This window comes from Streptomyces yatensis, from assembly GCF_018069625.1.
GTDB lineage: Bacteria > Actinomycetota > Actinomycetes > Streptomycetales > Streptomycetaceae > Streptomyces > Streptomyces yatensis.
Map to the genome: position 1 here is coordinate 10230825 of NZ_CP072941.1, position 15016 is coordinate 10245840.

Consider the following 15016-nt stretch of genomic DNA (forward strand, 5'->3'; position numbering starts at 1 on the left):
GGCGACCCACGCAAGGGAGGACAGGAAACCCATGAAGCCCGCGCCCTTTCAGTATCACCGAGCCCGTGACGTGGCCGGCGCCGTCCGGCTGCTGGCCGAGCTGGGTGACGACGCCAAGCCCATCGCGGGCGGACAGAGCCTGGTCGGAATGATGAACTTCCGGCTGGCCCGTCCGCACCACCTCGTCGACATCGGCGGCCTCCGGGAGCTCGACCGCATGCACCGGGATACCGCCGGGGCGCTGCGGATCGGGGCACTCACCACCCACCACACCGTGGAGAGGGACCCGGCGGGCACCCTCGCGCAGGGCTTCGAGGTGCTGCGCCGGGCCATGGGCTGGATCGGGCATCTGCCGATCCGTACCCGCGGCACGGTCGGGGGCAGCATGGCACACGCGGACGCCACCGCAGAATGGTGTCTGCTCGCGGTGCTGCTGGACGCCGAGTTCGTCGTACGCGGCCCCCTGGGCGAGCGCTCGATCGCGGCCGGGGACTTCTTCCTCGGCTACTACACGACCGCCCTCGCCCCGGACGAACTCCTGGTGGAGATCGTCTTTCCACGGACGGCGCCGCACGCGGCGCTCACCGAGTTCGCCGAGCGACGTGGCGACTTCGCGATCGTGGCGGCGGCCGTGGACCTCGACGTCGTGGACGGCGCCGTACGCGGCGGCCGGGTGGCGCTCGGCGGTGTGGCGGCGGCGGCGATCCGCGTCCCGGAGGCGGAGGCGGTGCTGGCCGGCGGCGGCTCCTTCGACGCCTGCGCCGCCGCCGCGGCGGCGGCCGCCGATTCCGCGGGCGACGCGCCCCGCGACTCGCACTACCGCAAGGAACTCGTCCGGACCCTGGTCCGGCGCGCCTGTGAGGAGGCGATGTCCCGATGACACCTCAGGAAAGCGGGCGGCCGCTGGTGGGCCGGTCGGTCCCGCGCCGGGAGGACCGGCGGCTGGTGTCCGGGCGCGGCCGGTTCGTGGACGACATCGCCCTGCCCGGCATGCTGCACGCGCAGTTCGTGCGCAGCACGGTCGCGCACGGCGAGATCATGTCCCTGGACCTGTCGGCGGTACGCCGCGTCCCGGGCGTCGTGGCGGCGTTCAGCGCGGACGACCTGGCCATCGGAGACATCACCGCTCAGCTGGCACGTCCCCGGTCGCAGTTCGTGCCGACCGCCATGCCGGTCCTGGCCCGTGACAAGGTCCGCTACGTCGGGGAGCCGCTCGCGATCGTCGTGGGCCTCGACGCCTACGCCGCGGAGGACGGCCTGGAGGCGGCGCGGGTGGAGTACGCCCCGCTGCCACCTGTCCTCGGCGAGGAGACGGCGCTCGCCGACGACGCGGTGCTCGTCCACGACGAGGCCGCCCGCAACACCCTCGTGGACGTCTCGCTCTTCGCGACCGACGGGATCGACGACATCTTCGACGCGGCGCATCGCGTCGTCGAGGTGGACGTCACGACCGGCCGGCAGAACGCGCTGCCGCTGGAGACCCGCGGCGCCGTGGCGCACTGGGACGACCGCGAGGAGCAACTCCTCCTCCAGACCTGCACCCAGGTCCCGCACCAGGTGAGAACGGTCGCCTCGCGCTGCCTGCGCCTCGACGAGCGAGCCGTGCGGGTCGTGGTCCCCGACATGGGCGGCGGCTTCGGCCAGAAGTGCGTGGTCGGACGCGAGGAGATCGCGGCCGCCGCGGCCGCGCTGAGACTCGGGCGGCCGGTGAAGTGGATCGAGGACCGCAAGGACGCCCTGTCCGCGTCCTTTCTCGCCCGCGAGCAGCACTACCGGGCGCGCGCCGCCTTCGACACCGACGGCCGGATCCTCGCTCTCGACGCGGACGTGGTGTGCGACATGGGCGCCTACTCCTGCTACCCGTTCACCGCGGGCATCGAGCCGCTGATGGCGTCCGCCGAGATGCCCGGGGTGTACAAGGTGCCCGCCTACCGGGTCCGCGGCCGGGCCATCACCACCAACAAGGCGCCGACCGCACCGTACCGGGGTGTGAGCCGCCCGCAGTACGTGATGGTCGTGGAGCGGCTCTTCGAGCGCGCCGCCCGCGAACTCGGCCTGGACCCGGTGGAGATCCGCCGCCGCAATGTCATCACCGACTTCCCCTACACGGGCGTCAACGACATCACCTACGACCCCGGCTCGTACCTGGAGTCCCTGAACCTGTGCGAGCGGGTCGTCAGGGACGAGGGCTGGTACGACACGCGGACCGCGGCGGCGGCCGAAGGACGGCACATCGGCATCGGCTACGCCTGCTTCAGCGAGCGCACCGGATACGGTTCCTCGGCCTTCGCGCAGCGCAAGATGCAGGTGGTGCCGGGCTTCGACATCTCCGAGGTACGGATGGACACCAGCGGCGCGGTGACGGTCACCACCGGCACGATGAGCCATGGGCAGAGCCACGAGACGACCATGGCGCAGATCGTCGCCGACGCACTCGGCCTCGACATCGCCCGGGTCAGGCTCCACCAGGGCGACACCGACCGGGTCACCTACGGCTGGGGCACCTTCGCGAGCCGGTCCATCACCGTCGGCGGCAGTGCGGTGCGCCTGGCCGCCGAGCGACTCGGCGACAAGCTGCGCGCCATCGCCGCCGCCCTGTGGGACACCGAGCCGGAACAGGTGGAGCTGGCGGGCGGCCAGGTGTGCCGCCGAGGCGGCGACGGTGCCCGTGACGTGCTCACCCACCAGGAGATCGCCGAGGTCGCCTACCTGCGGGCGGACCTGCTGCCCAAGGACATCGAACCGGGGCTGACCGCGACCGCCACCTTCGACGTGTTCAACGACGGCACGTTCTCCAACGCCACCCACGGTGTGGTCGTCGAGCTCCACCAGGACACGGGGCAGGTGGAGATCCTGCGATACGTGTGCGTCGAGGACTGCGGCGTCGCGATCCACCCGCAGGTCGTGGAGGGACAGTGCCGGGGCGGGATCGCGCAGGGCATCGCCGGTGCCCTGTACGAGGAGGTGACCTACGACGCGGCCGGCGAGCCGTCGGCGACGAGCTTCATGGACTACAAGGTGCCCACGGCCCAGGAGATCCCCGAGGTGTCGGTCCACCACCTCGAAACCCCGTGCGCGTTCACCGCCACGGGAGCGAAGGGCGCCGGAGAGGGCGGCACCATCGGGGCGCCCGCCGCCGTCCTCAACGCCGTCAACGACGCCCTGCGCCCCACCGGCACCGAACTCGACCACACGCCCATCACGCCACAGACCGTGCACCGCGCCCTGAACCCGGAGCCCGTTCCATGACCGATGACACCCTGATGACGCCGCGGGAGCCACAGCTCATCGCGTTGAACGTCAACGGCGAGCAGCACGAGGTGATCACCGAAGCCCGCCGCACCCTCGTCGATGTGCTCCGCCACGAGCTGCGCCTGACCGGAACCCACGTCGGGTGCGAGCACGGCATCTGCGGCGCCTGCACCGTACTCGTCGACGACCGGCCGGTGCGTGCCTGCCTGATGTTCGCGGCACAGGCCGAAGGTGCCCGCATCCGTACGGTGGAATCCCTCGCCGACGGCAACCGGCTGAGCGACCTCCAGCGGGCGTTCGGCGAGCACCACGCCCTGCAGTGCGGATTCTGCACACCGGGGTTCCTCATGCTCGCCGAGGGCTTCCTCGCCGAGCGGCCCGAGGCGACCAAGGAGGAGATCCGGGAGGTCGTCGCCGCCAACATGTGCCGGTGCACCGGCTACCAGACCATCGTCGAGGCGATCGACGCCTGTGCGACGGCCCGCCGCCGGGCCTGCGCACGGGCGTGCCCCAGCAAGGAGGACTGACCCGTGCAGCTCACCAACTCCATTCCGGTCAAAGCCTCACCCGATGCCGTCTTCACCTTGATGAACGACGTCGAACGGGTCGCCTCGTGCATGCCGGGCGCCGCGCTCGAAGGACAGGACGGGGACACCTGGAAGGGCAGCGTAAAGGTCAAAGTCGGGCCGATCACGGCCTCGTACGCCGGCACGGTCCGCTTCCTTGAAGTCGACTCCGAGCACCGGCGGCTGCGCGTCCACGCCCGCGGCGCCGACACGCACGGAAGCGGCGACGCGGAGGCCGAAGTCGTCCTCGATGTGCTGGGCGCACCCGAGGGCGCGCTGCTCCAGCTCGCCACGGATCTGGTGATCCGGGGCAAGATCGCTCAGTTCGGCAAGGGGGCGATCGGCGCCGTGTCGGAGCGAATCCTGCGGCAGTTCGCGCAGAACCTGGCCGGTCTGCTCGACCAGGACCATGCCGCCGGGCACCCCGGACCGCTGTCCGCGGTGCCCGCCGCCCCGTCAGCCGCCGCACCCGCCGCCGCACACCCCGCCCGCACGCCGGCCGCTCCCGCTGCGCAATCCGAACTCGACGGCGTGTCCATGGTGTTCGGCCCCGCCGCCGCCAAGTACGGGATGCTCGCCGGGGCGTTCGCGCTCGGTCTCGTCCAGGGCTGGCTCGTCGGCCGGATGCGCGCCCAGTCACGCGAACTGCGCACCCTGCGGGGGGCGTTGTGAGCCAGGCGCCGTACGGACCGGACACGGAACACACCTACGAACGGGCGGGCTTCGGCGCGCCGGTCCGGCGCGGCGACCGGCCGGCGATCGTCGTGGTCGATCTGACGCGCGGATTCACCGAGGACCGGTTCCCGTCGGGGGCCGATCTGACCGAGGTGGTCGGTGCGACGTCCGCGCTCATCGAGGCAGGCCGTCCCGCCTCAGTGCCGGTCGTCTTCACGACCATTGCCTACACCTCGGCCGAGGCGACCGGAGACGCGGTGACCTGGCTGCACAAGGCGCGCGGCATGCGAGCCCTGGTCGAGAACAGTGAGGAAGTCACGATCGATCCACGGCTGCCGCGCGCGGCACGGGACCACATGATCGCCAAGAAGGGCGCCTCCGCGTTCTTCGGCACGGCGCTGGCCTCCTTGCTGACCGGGCTCGGCCGCGACACCGTGCTCGTCTGCGGTGCGACGACCAGCGGCTGCGTGCGGGCCACCGCGGTCGACGCCGTGCAGTCCGGATTCTCGGTGCTGGTGCCGCGTGAATGCGTCGGCGACCGCGCGCCGGGTCCTCATGAGGCCAACCTGTTCGACATCCAGGCCAAGTACGGCGACGTGATCGGCCTCGAGGAGGCCATCGCCTACCTCTCGGCGCTCCCGGCCGCAGCGCCATGACCTTGCCCCCTCCGCACCACCCGCCACTTGCCCCATCCGCACCACCCGCCGTTGGAGGCCGCATGACCCCGCACCCGTACCCGGCTGCCCGTAGCCTGTCGCAGAGCGCGCTCGCCGATCTCGCCGAGGTGCCCGCCACGAGCCGCTGGGTGCGCTCGGGCGCCACTCGCCTGCATGTCCTCGACTACGGCGGCCCCGGTGTCCCGCTCCTCGTCCTGCCCGGCATCACCAGTCCCGCGATCACGATGGACTTCGTCGTGCGTGAGCTGACCGACCTCGTACGTCCGGTGGTCGTCGACGTCCGGGGGCGCGGGCTGTCCGACGACGGCGGCGGCTACAGCCTGGAGGAGTACGCCGAGGACACGGAGGCCGTCGTCATGCGGCTCGGGCTCGACCGGCCGGTGCTGTTCGGGCATTCCATGGGCGCGCGCATCGCCGCGGCCACCGCGGCGCGGAACAAGGTCCCGCTCCGGGGCACGGTCCTGGGCGACCCGCCGATGAGCGGCCCGGGGCGCGGTCCCTATCCGACACCCGTGGACGCCTTCCTGGACCAGCTGGCACAGGCCGTACGCGGCACCACCGCCGCGGAAGTGGCCGGGGCGTGGCCTCGGTGGCCGCACCGGGAGCTGGAGTTGAGGGCCCGCTGGCTGGCCAGTTGCGGCGAGGAGGCCATCAAGGCCACCCACCGCGGCTTCGAGAGCGAGGACTTCTTCGACTGGTGGCCCTCCGTCCCCGGCCCCACGGCGTTGCTGTACGGCGCGGACAGCCCCGTGGTCACCGAGATGGGCGCGGCGGAGGCGGCCCGGAACAACCCCACGGCCTCACTGAGCCGGATACCGGACGCCGGCCACATGCTGTTCTGGGACAACCCTCCCGCCGCCCTCGCGAGCCTGCGGGAAGAACTGCGCCCGATGCTCGCCTGACCGGTGGCTCTCCCCGATTCCCCGGCCGTTCCATCCCCGCGCGGGGGCGATGACGTGGCGTGCTTAAGTAGGCGCCATGGCTGACGAAACCGCACCCTCGACGTCCGCGACGCCCCGGCCACCCGCCGCGCTGACGACCGCGCCCGGATACCAGGTCCGGCGCCTGTACCAGGCATACCTCGCCGTCTGGATCAGGGCGGTCGACCCGCTCCTGACCGGGCCGCAGTTCGCGGTACTCCAGGTTGTGGACGCGAGCCCGGGGCACGACCAGCGATCGCTGGCGTCAGCGGTCGCCCTCGATACGTCGACCATGACGGACGTCGCCCGCCGGCTGGAGAAGCGCGGCCTGATCGTCCGCAGAACGGCCGCCGACGACGGCCGGCGCAAACTGCTCTATCTGACCGAGGAAGGCAAACACACCCTCGACGACGCGAACCGCCGCGCCCGACTGCTCGACGAACAACTCCTGGAGCCGTACGGACCACAGCAGCGCGACGACATCACACATCTGCTCGCATCCCTCGCCGACCACTGGGAGCAACTGACCGAGGACGGGTGAACCGCCGTGGCACGGCAGGCCACGGGAACGGGCCCGCGGGTCGTCGGCGAGTCCCGTACACCGGACAACCGGAGGATTCCGTGACCGATCACCACGTCGGCCTGATCGTGCCCAGCTCGAACCTCACCATGGAAACGGAGTTGCCCCGGATCCTGCGGCTGCGCGAGTCGGCGGTCCCCGAGGACCGGTTCGTGTTCCACAGCAGCCGGATGCGCATGCGGCAGGTGACCCCCGAGCAGCTGCGCGCCATGAACGCGCAGACCGAGCGAGCCGCGCTGGAACTCGCCGACGCACGCCCGGACGTCGTCGCCACGGCCTGTCTCGTCGCGATCATGGCCCAGGGCGCGGGGTACCACTGCACGGCGGAGGACGAGATCACCACCGTGCTGCGAGCCCAGGGCGCCCAGGCACCCGTGGTGTCCAGCGCCGGTGCCCTTCTCGACGGCATCAAGGCACTCGGGGCCAAGCGGGTCGCGATCATCACGCCGTATATGAAGCCGCTCACCGGGTTGGTCGCGAACTACATCGAGGACGCGGACATCGAGGTCGTGGACGCGCTGAGCCTGGAGGTACCGGACAATCTCGCCGTCGCCCGGCTGGACCCGGCGGATCTCCTCGACCACTGGCGGCGCCTGGACCTGTCACGTGCCGACGCGCTCGTACTGTCGGCATGCGTCCAGATGCCGTCACTGCCGTCGATCCAGCCGGCCGAGGACGCGATCGGCCTGCCCGTCCTGTCCGCGGCCACCGCCACGGCGTACCGCATCCTCGCCGAACTCGGCCTGCCCCCGCAGGTGCCGGGCGCCGGCAGCCTCCTCGGCGGCCGCCTCCCCGTCCCCGCCCGGAGCGCCCCGGAATAGCCTCGCCGGCACCTGGCGGACCACTCTGTCCGGGCGGGCCGCCCGACTTGCCCCTGACGCCAACGTGAGCTTTTAGCGTGGTGGATGTCGGCGCCCGCCGAGCATTCACCCCACTGACCTCACGAACGGCCGGTTCAGGCCGTGTGGAAGGGCAGAACGTCATGCGCGCAGTCCGCTATCACGAGTACGGCGGTGTGGAGACCCTTGTGGTCGAGCAGGTGCCGGACCCGCATCCCGGGCCCGGCGAGATCCGCGTCCGTGTCGCGGCGGCCGGTGTCAATCCCGTCGACTGGAAGGTGCGTTCCGGTGCGGTGCGCGAGGTGCTCCCCGTGGACCTGCCCGCGATGCCCGGGCGTGATGCCGTCGGCACGGTCGACGAGATCGGTGAGGGCGTGCAGGGGGTGCGCATCGGCGACCGTGTCTTCGGGCTGGGCGGCGTCACCGGCGCGACGGCGGAGCTGGCCGTGTTCTCGGCCTGGGCCCCCGCGCCCACCACATGGACCGACGAGGAGGCCGCCGGCGCCGGTCTGGCATCCGTGACCGCGATGGGCGGGCTGAAGGCGCTCGGCCCCCTGCGGGGGCGCACCCTGCTCGTCGAGGGGGCCGCCGGAGGCGTGGGCAGTGCCGCGGTCGAGATCGCGGTGGCTCAGGGCGCCACCGTGATCGGGACGGCCGGAGAGCGCAACCACGCGTTCCTCACCTCGCTCGGAGCCGTTCCCACCACCTACGGCACCGGCCTCGCGGAGCGCCTTGCCGTCCTGGCTCCGAACGGTGTCGACATCGCGCTCGACACCGCGGGCTCCGGGTCCCTGGCCGATCTCGTCGCGATCGTGGGCGACCCCGCTCGTGTGTCGACGGTCGCCGACTACGCCAACGCCCATCGGCTGGGTGTGCACCTGGCCAACGCCGAGAACGACCCCACGCTCCTCGCCGCAGCGGGCGAACTCGGTCGGCAAGGCCGCTACACACCGCGCATCGAGCGGACCTACGCGCTCGAACGGATCGCGGAAGCGCACGCATACGCCGAGCGCGGACACACGCGGGGGAAGATCGTGGTCCGCGTCTGAGCTTGTCCCACCGTTCGGGGCTTCCCGCGGCGTCGGCCGCGGGAAGCCCGCACCTCCGGATCGCCGGCCCGGAGTGATCCAACGGTGATCCAACCACCTCGGAGATCGTTCCGTTGGCCTCGATCTCGCATGAAGGCCCGTCAGCTTGCTGACGGGCCCTTTCTGCCTCGGCCCGCAGCCTGCCCACATCGGCCAGGTGGTCCCCACCCTCGACGCGGACGCGTGGGCAGGACCCGATGCCCGGTGGCATCCCCGCAGCGGGACGCCGACGTCCGGGAAGGTCAAGCGGCCGTGCCGGGAACAGCCGGCACGGCCGGCACCGTTGCATCGACCGGGGGACCGGCCTCACACGGGTGGGAACAAGGTCATCCGCCCCGACTGGACCCCGGCCCCGGGGATCGCGGAACACCCGCCGCGCACTCGGACCAAGACGTATTTCCGCAGGAGGACTGTTGTGATGACTGACCGGCCCTTGACGCTCATGGCAGTGCATGCCCACCCCGATGACGAGGCCACCGGGACCGGAGGGATCCTCGCGCGGTACGCGGCGGAAGGCATCCGCACGGTTCTGGTGACGTGTACCGACGGCGGGTGCGGTGATGGACCGGGAGGTGTCAAGCCGGGCGATCCCGGCCACGATCCAGCCACCGTTGCCTCGATGCGCCGTCAAGAACTCGAGGCGAGTTGTGAGGTCCTGAAGATCAGCGATCTGGAGATGCTGGACTACGCCGACTCCGGAATGATCGGCTGGCCGAGCAACGACGCCCCCGGATCCTTCTGGCAGACTCCCGTGGAGGAAGGCGCCGCCCGACTCGCGGAACTCATGCGGCACTACCGCCCCGATGTGGTCGTCACCTATGACGAGAACGGCTTCTACGGCCACCCCGACCACATCCAGGCCCACCGCATCACGATGGCGGCGCTGGAGATGACCGACCTGACACCGAAGGTGTACTGGACGACGATGCCCCACTCGATGATGCGGCGGTTCGGGGAGATCATGCGCGAGTTCCATGAGGACATGCCGGAGCCGGATCCTGCCGAGGCCGCCGCGATGGCCGAGATCGGCCTCCCCGACGATGAGATCGCCACGTGGGTGGACACCACCGCATTCAGCGGTCAGAAGTTCGACGCGCTGGCCGCACACGCCAGCCAGGGCGAGAACATCGTCTTCCTCAAGATGGGCAAGGAGAGATTCGGCGAGTTGATGGGCATGGAGACCTTCGTACGTGTCCAGGACTCCACCGGCGCGGCCCTGCCGGAGAACGATCTCTTCGCCGGACTGCGCTGATCCGCCCGTCCGACCGGGGCCCGGGAAGCTCATCGGCTCCTGCGCCGGGCCCCGGTCGGGCAGCGAGGGCGGGTGAGCCGGTCGGTCGGCGCCGGAAACACTCCTCGCGTCCGTTGGCCGCCCGGCCGATGCGCCGGCCGACGAGTTCATCCAGACGGTCGCCGCCCTGCCCGAGGCGTCGTGGGGAGGGATAGTTTGAGGTGTCCACGACCTGGGAGGGGGCCCGATGAGGCGTACGGATGCGGCCAAGCAGTTGGGGAGATTCGTGCGGGAGCACCGCACCCACGGCGCGCGGCGCCTGCGGCAGGTTGGTATCTGGCTGGTGGTCGGAGCTGTGGGCACCGCCTTCGGGGTGCCGGTGGCGATCGCGTCGGTGGGCACCACCGATGGGGCCCCGGGGCTGGCGGGGTTGCTGCTCGGGGTCGGCCTGGTGGGGTGGGGTCTGGGCATCTGGCGCCTGGTGCAGGCGTTCCGTACCCGGGAGCAGAGCTTCGACATCCATGAGCGGGGGTTCACCCACCGGGTGGCGGGCACCGCCACCGTGATCCCCTGGGAGGACGTCGCACAGGTAAGTACCAGCGGTGGTGACGGCCGGCCGCTCGCCGACGCCCGGGGCATGGGCTCTACGTGCGAGATCCGGCTGCACAGCGGACGCCGGATCCGCGTCGATTCCTTCACCGAGGACCTCCGGGCCCTGGCGGTGGTCGTCCATCGTGCGGTTCACCTCGGGCAGTTCCCCCAGGGCCGGGGACGCTGACCGGACCCGGGGTCCACGCCGGCACACGATGCCGGCGCGGCGGCAGCCGCCGTGCGGCGGTGGTCAGGAGGTGGCGGTGGGGGAGTGCGGGTTGTGGGCACGCACCGCCGCCGCGACCGCGCCGTCGTCGGCCCGGCCGCGAGCTTCGAGGCCCGAGATGACGCCCTCGACGTTCTCCCGCGGCTGGTTCTGGCTGAGCTTGAACTTGGCCTCGATACGGCTGATGACCACCTCGACACCGACGACGGCGCGCAACTGCCGCTCGACGAACTTCGCCGGGGCCTGATCGACGGACCAGGGCTCGGCCAAGTCGGCTTCATGCCGGTCGGTCAGACGGCGGATCTGCGCCTCGATCCAGACCGGGTCGTCGTGCACGACGAACTTCCCGTACACGTGGGCGATCATGTAGTTCCAGGTCGGCACCACACGGTGGTGCTCGGCCTTGGTCGGATACCACGACGGCGTCACGTACGCCTCCGGCCCGCGGACGATCACCATGGCCTCGCCCTGGACCGGCTCCCGCCACTGGCCGTTGGCGCGCGCCATGTGCCCGATGAGAGCCCCCTTCTCCCCGGCGTCCGGGTCGTACTCGAAGGGCAGCAGTGTGGCCATCAGGCCCTGCGGGGTCAGGGTGATCAGGTCGGACGCGCCGTGGTTGGTCAGCAGGTCACGGACCGCGTCCTCGTCGGGAGCGAAGTGTTGGGGGACGTACATGGTCGGCCTTTCGTGCGCATGGTGATACATGGGGTGGTCGTGGGTGTGGTGATGCGGGGATCGAACGCGGGTATCGGATACGGCTCGGGCGCTGGTGCCCGGTCCTACAGGGGATGCTCGCGCAGCCAGGTCAGTACCTGTTGGGCGTGTTCGTTCGGCGGGAAGATCGGATAGAAGGCGTGCTCGACCGCCCCGTCGCGGACGATGAGGGTGAGCCGCTTGAACAGCCGTCTCCCGTCGGCCTCGAACGTGGGCAGACCGAGGCCGTCGGCCAGGCTGAGAGCCGGGTCGGAGAGCATGTCGAACGGCAGCCTCAGCCGTTCCACGACCTCGTTCTGGTAGTCGGTGTCCTGGCTGGACAACCCGAATACCCGGCCGGCGCCGGCTTCGAGCAGGTCCTGGAAGTGGTCGCGGAAACCGCAGGTCTCGGGGGTGCAGCCGCGGGCCCCGGGAATGGAGTTCCAGCCCTCGGGCAGGTCGGTGCCGGGGCGGCCGGTGAGCGGATAGATGTAGATCACCGCACGGCGGGGGCCGAGCGCGTCCAGCCGGATCGCCTTGTCCGCCGTGTTCCGCAGGACGATCGGCGGCACCTTGGCGCCGGGCAGCTGATCCGCGGCGCCGTCGTCCTCGGGGACGGGCAGGTCCGCGGGCAGGGTCAGATACTCCCCGCTTCCCCTCCCGGTCTCCTCGGGTGAGCCGACGCCGCTGCCCCGGTGGGCGGCAGCGTTGAGGTTGCCGATCAGTGTCGCGCGGCGGGCGGTCAGCGCCTCGATGCGCTCGGTGAGCTCATCGATGGCCTCCCGATAGCTCGCCAGCGAGGCCGGGCAGTCGTCGGCGTACGGGCGTCCGGCGGCCAGGCACTCCAGGAACGGCCGGGTGCGCTCGACGGGGATCCCCAGCCGCTGGAGAGTCCTGATCTCACGCACAAGGCGCACATCGTCCTCGGTGTAGTTCCGGTAGCCGTTGGAAAGGCGCTCGGGTGTGATCAACTCCAGCGATTCGTAGTAGCGCACTGCCTTGGTCGTCACGCCGGCCCGACGTGCGAGTTCACTGATCTTCATGCCGTTCACCTCAATCAACGCTAGACCTTGCCCTCAGGGGTAAGGTCAAGCGCCGGTCCGGCCCGCTCGCTCGATTCGGCCCGCCAGGACGCGCCGGGCATCACGGGGCGGATTCACGGTGCCGCGGAGGACCGTACGCCTTGGCCGGAGACCGCGTCGGCGACCCGGGCGAGCGCGGCCTCTTCCCCGCGGTGACCGCCTTCTCCGCGCACGCGGTGCCCAGCCGATGCGCCGACTGCGCCCGCGCCCTGGGAGCCGCGACCACCGCGGACAGCGACATCGCCGCCGCCGACAAGCTGGTCGACTGCCTCAGCGGCCTCTGCCCGCCAACAACCCCGTGGTACCCACCACCGGCGGCATCCAGGACCTCTACCACCGGATCTATGCCTGATCCCCGCCCAGCAGAAAAGCGCGGATCCGCGTTACCCGAGGCAGGCCCACTCTCACTCCTCGCGCGATGATCAACTCAGGTAAGTCAAGACTTACCTTCCAGGGACTCCGGCCGCATAGTGGTGGCCCGAACCGGGAGGAGCCCCTTGTTGTCGCAGGTGAACGACCCCGCTGTGCGTCAGGTCGATCTGGAACGAGCCCATGTGTCCACGCTGTACGAGCTCCTCACCGAGCGGCTCTCACAGGCGCGGGCACACCGGGCGGATGTGCTCAGGGCCCCGGCCGAGAGCGCCGGTGAGGCGTACGAGCGAGAGGTCGCCGCGGAACGTCTGGCCAGGGAGATCGGCCGACTGCGGGGGGCGGAGGACGGGCTGGCCTTCGGCCGTGTCGACGGGGCGGACGGCACCACCCTGCACATCGGACGGATCGGGCTGCAGACGGAGGACGACGACCTGCCCCTGCTGGTGGACTGGCGCGCGAACGCGGCGCGGCCCTTCTACGAGGCGACACCGGTCCATCCGATGGGTCTGCGGCGCCGCGGGCACCTTCGCCTGGAGGAGCGCACGGTGGTCGCGGTGAGCGACGAACTGCTGGACGGCTCCGCCCCGAGTGCCGAAGACGTCGTGGGCGACGGCCCGTTGGCGGAGGCCCTTTCGATGCGGCGGACGGGCCGGATGCAGGCGGCCGTCGCGACGCTGCAGGCCGAGCAGGACGAGATCATCCGCTCCGCGCACCGTGGAGTGACGGTGGTCCAGGGCGGCCCCGGCACCGGCAAGACGGTGGTCGCCCTGCACCGGGCGGCCTATGTCCTGTACGCGTTCCCGCGCGCCGCTGAGCACGGTGTCCTCGTGGTCGGGCCGAACGCGCGGTTCCTCGACTACATCTCCCAGGTCCTGCCCTCGCTCGGCGAGAGCCAGGTCGTTCTGGCGACCTGCCAGGAACTGGCCGGAGTGTTGCCGGACACCCTGGAGCCCTTCGACGTGGCGCGGCTCAAGGGCGGTTCCGCGCTGGCCGGTGCGCTGGCCGGCCTGATGCGCTTCCGGCAGGCCCCGCACGGCGGCTTCGCCGTGCGGGTCGGACGGGAATGGGTGCGCCTCCCGGATGACGTGGTGGCCACGGCACGCGACGCCGCCGTGGCGACCGGGCTGGGACACAACCGCGCGCGCCAGGTGTTCAAGGAGCTCCTGGCCGACGCCGTCACCGATGCGCTGCAACGCACCACGGGCGACATCCTGGAGCGGTTCGACGCCGAGGTCACCGAGCTGACGAGCGAGAACCTCGACCAGATGGTGGCGGCCGACTTGCACCAGCTCGGCTACGATGACGCCCCCGCCACGGGACCGGCCGACGAGTTCGACGCGGACGCCGTCCGGGCCGGTCTCCTGGACGACGACCACGTCGACCGCGCCGTGGAGATGTTGTGGCCGCGCCTGGTGCCGGGCGATCTCGTGCGGGCGCTCCTGACCGACGCCGACGCCCTCACGGAGCATCTGCCCCGGCTGACCGATGACGAGCGGTCCCGCCTGCTGCGCGATCCGGGCGACCCGTGGACCGATGCCGATGTACCAGTGCTGGACGAGGCGGCGAGCCTGATCGACGGCCCGCCCGAGCGGACATACGGGCACGTCGTCGTCGATGAGGCACAGGAACTCACCGCCATGCAGTGGCGGATGATCGTACGCCGCTGCCCAGCACGGGCGATGACACTGGTGGGCGACTTCGCCCAGGCGGGCCCGGTCGCGACGGCAGGCGACTGGAAGGAGGCGCTGCGCCCACATCTCGGCCCGCGGTTCAACCTCCATACCCTGAGCGTCAGTTACCGCACGACCCAGGAGATCCTGGACGCCACCCGAGACCTTCTCGCGCGGATCGCTCCGGAGCAGACACCGACACGGTCACTCCGCCGTGGCGAGACTCCGCGCACCGTGGCCACGCCGCCGCATGCGCTGGCCGCCACTGTCACCCGGGAGCTCGAGGCGCAGACCGCCGCGTACCCCGGCGAGCTCCTCGGGGTGATCTGCGCGGACACCAGGCTGGACGATCTGATGGCTGCGGGGATCGCCCAGCACGCACGGGTTGTGCCGGCATCCGAAGCCCGCGGACTGGAGTTCGACGGCGTCGTCGTGGTGAGTCCTGAGGAGATCGTCGCGGCCCGTCCCAGTGGGGAGAGGGACCTGTATGTGGCCCTGACCCGGGCCACCAAGCGGCTCTGCACGATGACCGTCCAGCCCGCCTGACGGGCCGT

General features: G+C 71.2%; 14 protein-coding genes. 12 read left to right on the forward strand and 2 right to left on the reverse strand.

Annotation, left to right across the window (positions count from 1 at the left end; translation table 11 throughout):
• Positions 1-31 precede the first annotated feature (31 nt).
• The 11 genes from J8403_RS42640 (at position 32) to J8403_RS42690 (ending at position 10606) form a co-directional block, all read left to right on the forward strand.
• Complete coding sequence (locus J8403_RS42640) at positions 32-880, forward strand: FAD binding domain-containing protein (RefSeq protein ID WP_211127910.1); 849 nt, start codon at positions 32-34, stop codon at positions 878-880.
• Entirely contained in the window at positions 877-3249 is a 2373-nt protein-coding gene (locus J8403_RS42645) for a xanthine dehydrogenase family protein molybdopterin-binding subunit (protein WP_211127911.1), read from the forward strand. The genes J8403_RS42640 and J8403_RS42645 overlap by 4 nt, the downstream gene beginning before the upstream one ends.
• Positions 3246-3779 (forward strand): (2Fe-2S)-binding protein, encoded by a 534-nt coding sequence (locus J8403_RS42650; RefSeq protein ID WP_211127912.1) that lies wholly within the window; start codon positions 3246-3248, stop codon positions 3777-3779. Before J8403_RS42645 ends, J8403_RS42650 begins: the two co-directional genes overlap by 4 nt.
• 3 nt (positions 3780-3782) lie before the next feature.
• Positions 3783-4490: an SRPBCC family protein gene (locus J8403_RS42655; protein WP_211127913.1), complete on the forward strand. Its 708-nt coding sequence runs from the start codon at positions 3783-3785 to the stop codon at positions 4488-4490.
• Complete coding sequence (locus J8403_RS42660; protein WP_211127914.1) at positions 4487-5149, forward strand: isochorismatase family protein; 663 nt, start codon at positions 4487-4489, stop codon at positions 5147-5149. Before J8403_RS42655 ends, J8403_RS42660 begins: the two co-directional genes overlap by 4 nt.
• Positions 5150-5211: 62 nt before the next feature.
• The gene (locus J8403_RS42665; protein ID WP_211127915.1) at positions 5212-6072 is read left to right on the forward strand and encodes an alpha/beta fold hydrolase; all 861 of its coding nucleotides are present in this window, start codon (positions 5212-5214) and stop codon (positions 6070-6072) included.
• 76 nt (positions 6073-6148) lie between these two features.
• Positions 6149-6631: a MarR family winged helix-turn-helix transcriptional regulator gene (locus tag J8403_RS42670; RefSeq protein WP_211127916.1), complete on the forward strand. Its 483-nt coding sequence runs from the start codon at positions 6149-6151 to the stop codon at positions 6629-6631.
• A gap of 80 nt (positions 6632-6711) precedes the next feature.
• A complete protein-coding gene (locus J8403_RS42675) occupies positions 6712-7491 on the forward strand; it encodes a maleate cis-trans isomerase family protein (protein WP_211127917.1) in 780 nt (259 codons plus the stop codon).
• Positions 7492-7652: 161 nt separating this feature from the next.
• Positions 7653-8558 carry an NADP-dependent oxidoreductase gene (locus J8403_RS42680; RefSeq protein WP_211127918.1) on the forward strand — a complete coding sequence of 302 codons (906 nt, stop codon included), beginning with the start codon at positions 7653-7655 and terminating at the stop codon, positions 8556-8558.
• 457 nt (positions 8559-9015) lie between these two features.
• Positions 9016-9849 (forward strand): PIG-L family deacetylase, encoded by an 834-nt coding sequence (locus J8403_RS42685; protein ID WP_211127919.1) that lies wholly within the window; start codon positions 9016-9018, stop codon positions 9847-9849.
• A gap of 226 nt (positions 9850-10075) precedes the next feature.
• Positions 10076-10606: a hypothetical protein gene (locus J8403_RS42690; protein WP_211127920.1), complete on the forward strand. Its 531-nt coding sequence runs from the start codon at positions 10076-10078 to the stop codon at positions 10604-10606.
• Positions 10607-10669: 63 nt separating this feature from the next.
• Here J8403_RS42690 and J8403_RS42695 read toward each other — a convergent pair whose 3' ends face one another.
• A complete protein-coding gene (locus J8403_RS42695; protein ID WP_211127921.1) occupies positions 10670-11320 on the reverse strand; it encodes an FMN-binding negative transcriptional regulator in 651 nt (216 codons plus the stop codon).
• Positions 11321-11424: 104 nt separating this feature from the next.
• Positions 11425-12381 (reverse strand): MerR family transcriptional regulator, encoded by a 957-nt coding sequence (locus J8403_RS42700; protein WP_211127922.1) that lies wholly within the window; start codon positions 12379-12381, stop codon positions 11425-11427.
• A gap of 539 nt (positions 12382-12920) precedes the next feature.
• Here J8403_RS42700 and J8403_RS42705 point away from each other — a divergent pair.
• Entirely contained in the window at positions 12921-15008 is a 2088-nt protein-coding gene (locus tag J8403_RS42705; protein WP_246586260.1) for a HelD family protein, read from the forward strand.
• The last annotated feature ends 8 nt before the right edge of the window (positions 15009-15016 follow it).

Excerpts from the sequence above, each read along its gene's own strand:
- J8403_RS42640 (WP_211127910.1), top strand. The coding sequence starts at position 32 with ATGAAGCCCGCGCCCTTTCAGTATCACCGAGCCCGTGACGTGGCCGGC.
- J8403_RS42645 (WP_211127911.1), top strand. The coding sequence starts at position 877 with ATGACACCTCAGGAAAGCGGGCGGCCGCTGGTGGGCCGGTCGGTCCCG.
- J8403_RS42650 (WP_211127912.1), top strand. The coding sequence starts at position 3,246 with ATGACCGATGACACCCTGATGACGCCGCGGGAGCCACAGCTCATCGCG.
- J8403_RS42665 (WP_211127915.1), top strand. The coding sequence starts at position 5,212 with ATGACCCCGCACCCGTACCCGGCTGCCCGTAGCCTGTCGCAGAGCGCG.
- J8403_RS42670 (WP_211127916.1), top strand. The coding sequence starts at position 6,149 with ATGGCTGACGAAACCGCACCCTCGACGTCCGCGACGCCCCGGCCACCC.
- J8403_RS42680 (WP_211127918.1), top strand. The coding sequence starts at position 7,653 with ATGCGCGCAGTCCGCTATCACGAGTACGGCGGTGTGGAGACCCTTGTG.
- J8403_RS42685 (WP_211127919.1), top strand. The coding sequence starts at position 9,016 with ATGACTGACCGGCCCTTGACGCTCATGGCAGTGCATGCCCACCCCGAT.
- J8403_RS42690 (WP_211127920.1), top strand. The coding sequence starts at position 10,076 with ATGAGGCGTACGGATGCGGCCAAGCAGTTGGGGAGATTCGTGCGGGAG.
- J8403_RS42695 (WP_211127921.1), bottom strand. The coding sequence starts at position 11,320 with ATGTACGTCCCCCAACACTTCGCTCCCGACGAGGACGCGGTCCGTGAC.
- J8403_RS42700 (WP_211127922.1), bottom strand. The coding sequence starts at position 12,381 with ATGAAGATCAGTGAACTCGCACGTCGGGCCGGCGTGACGACCAAGGCA.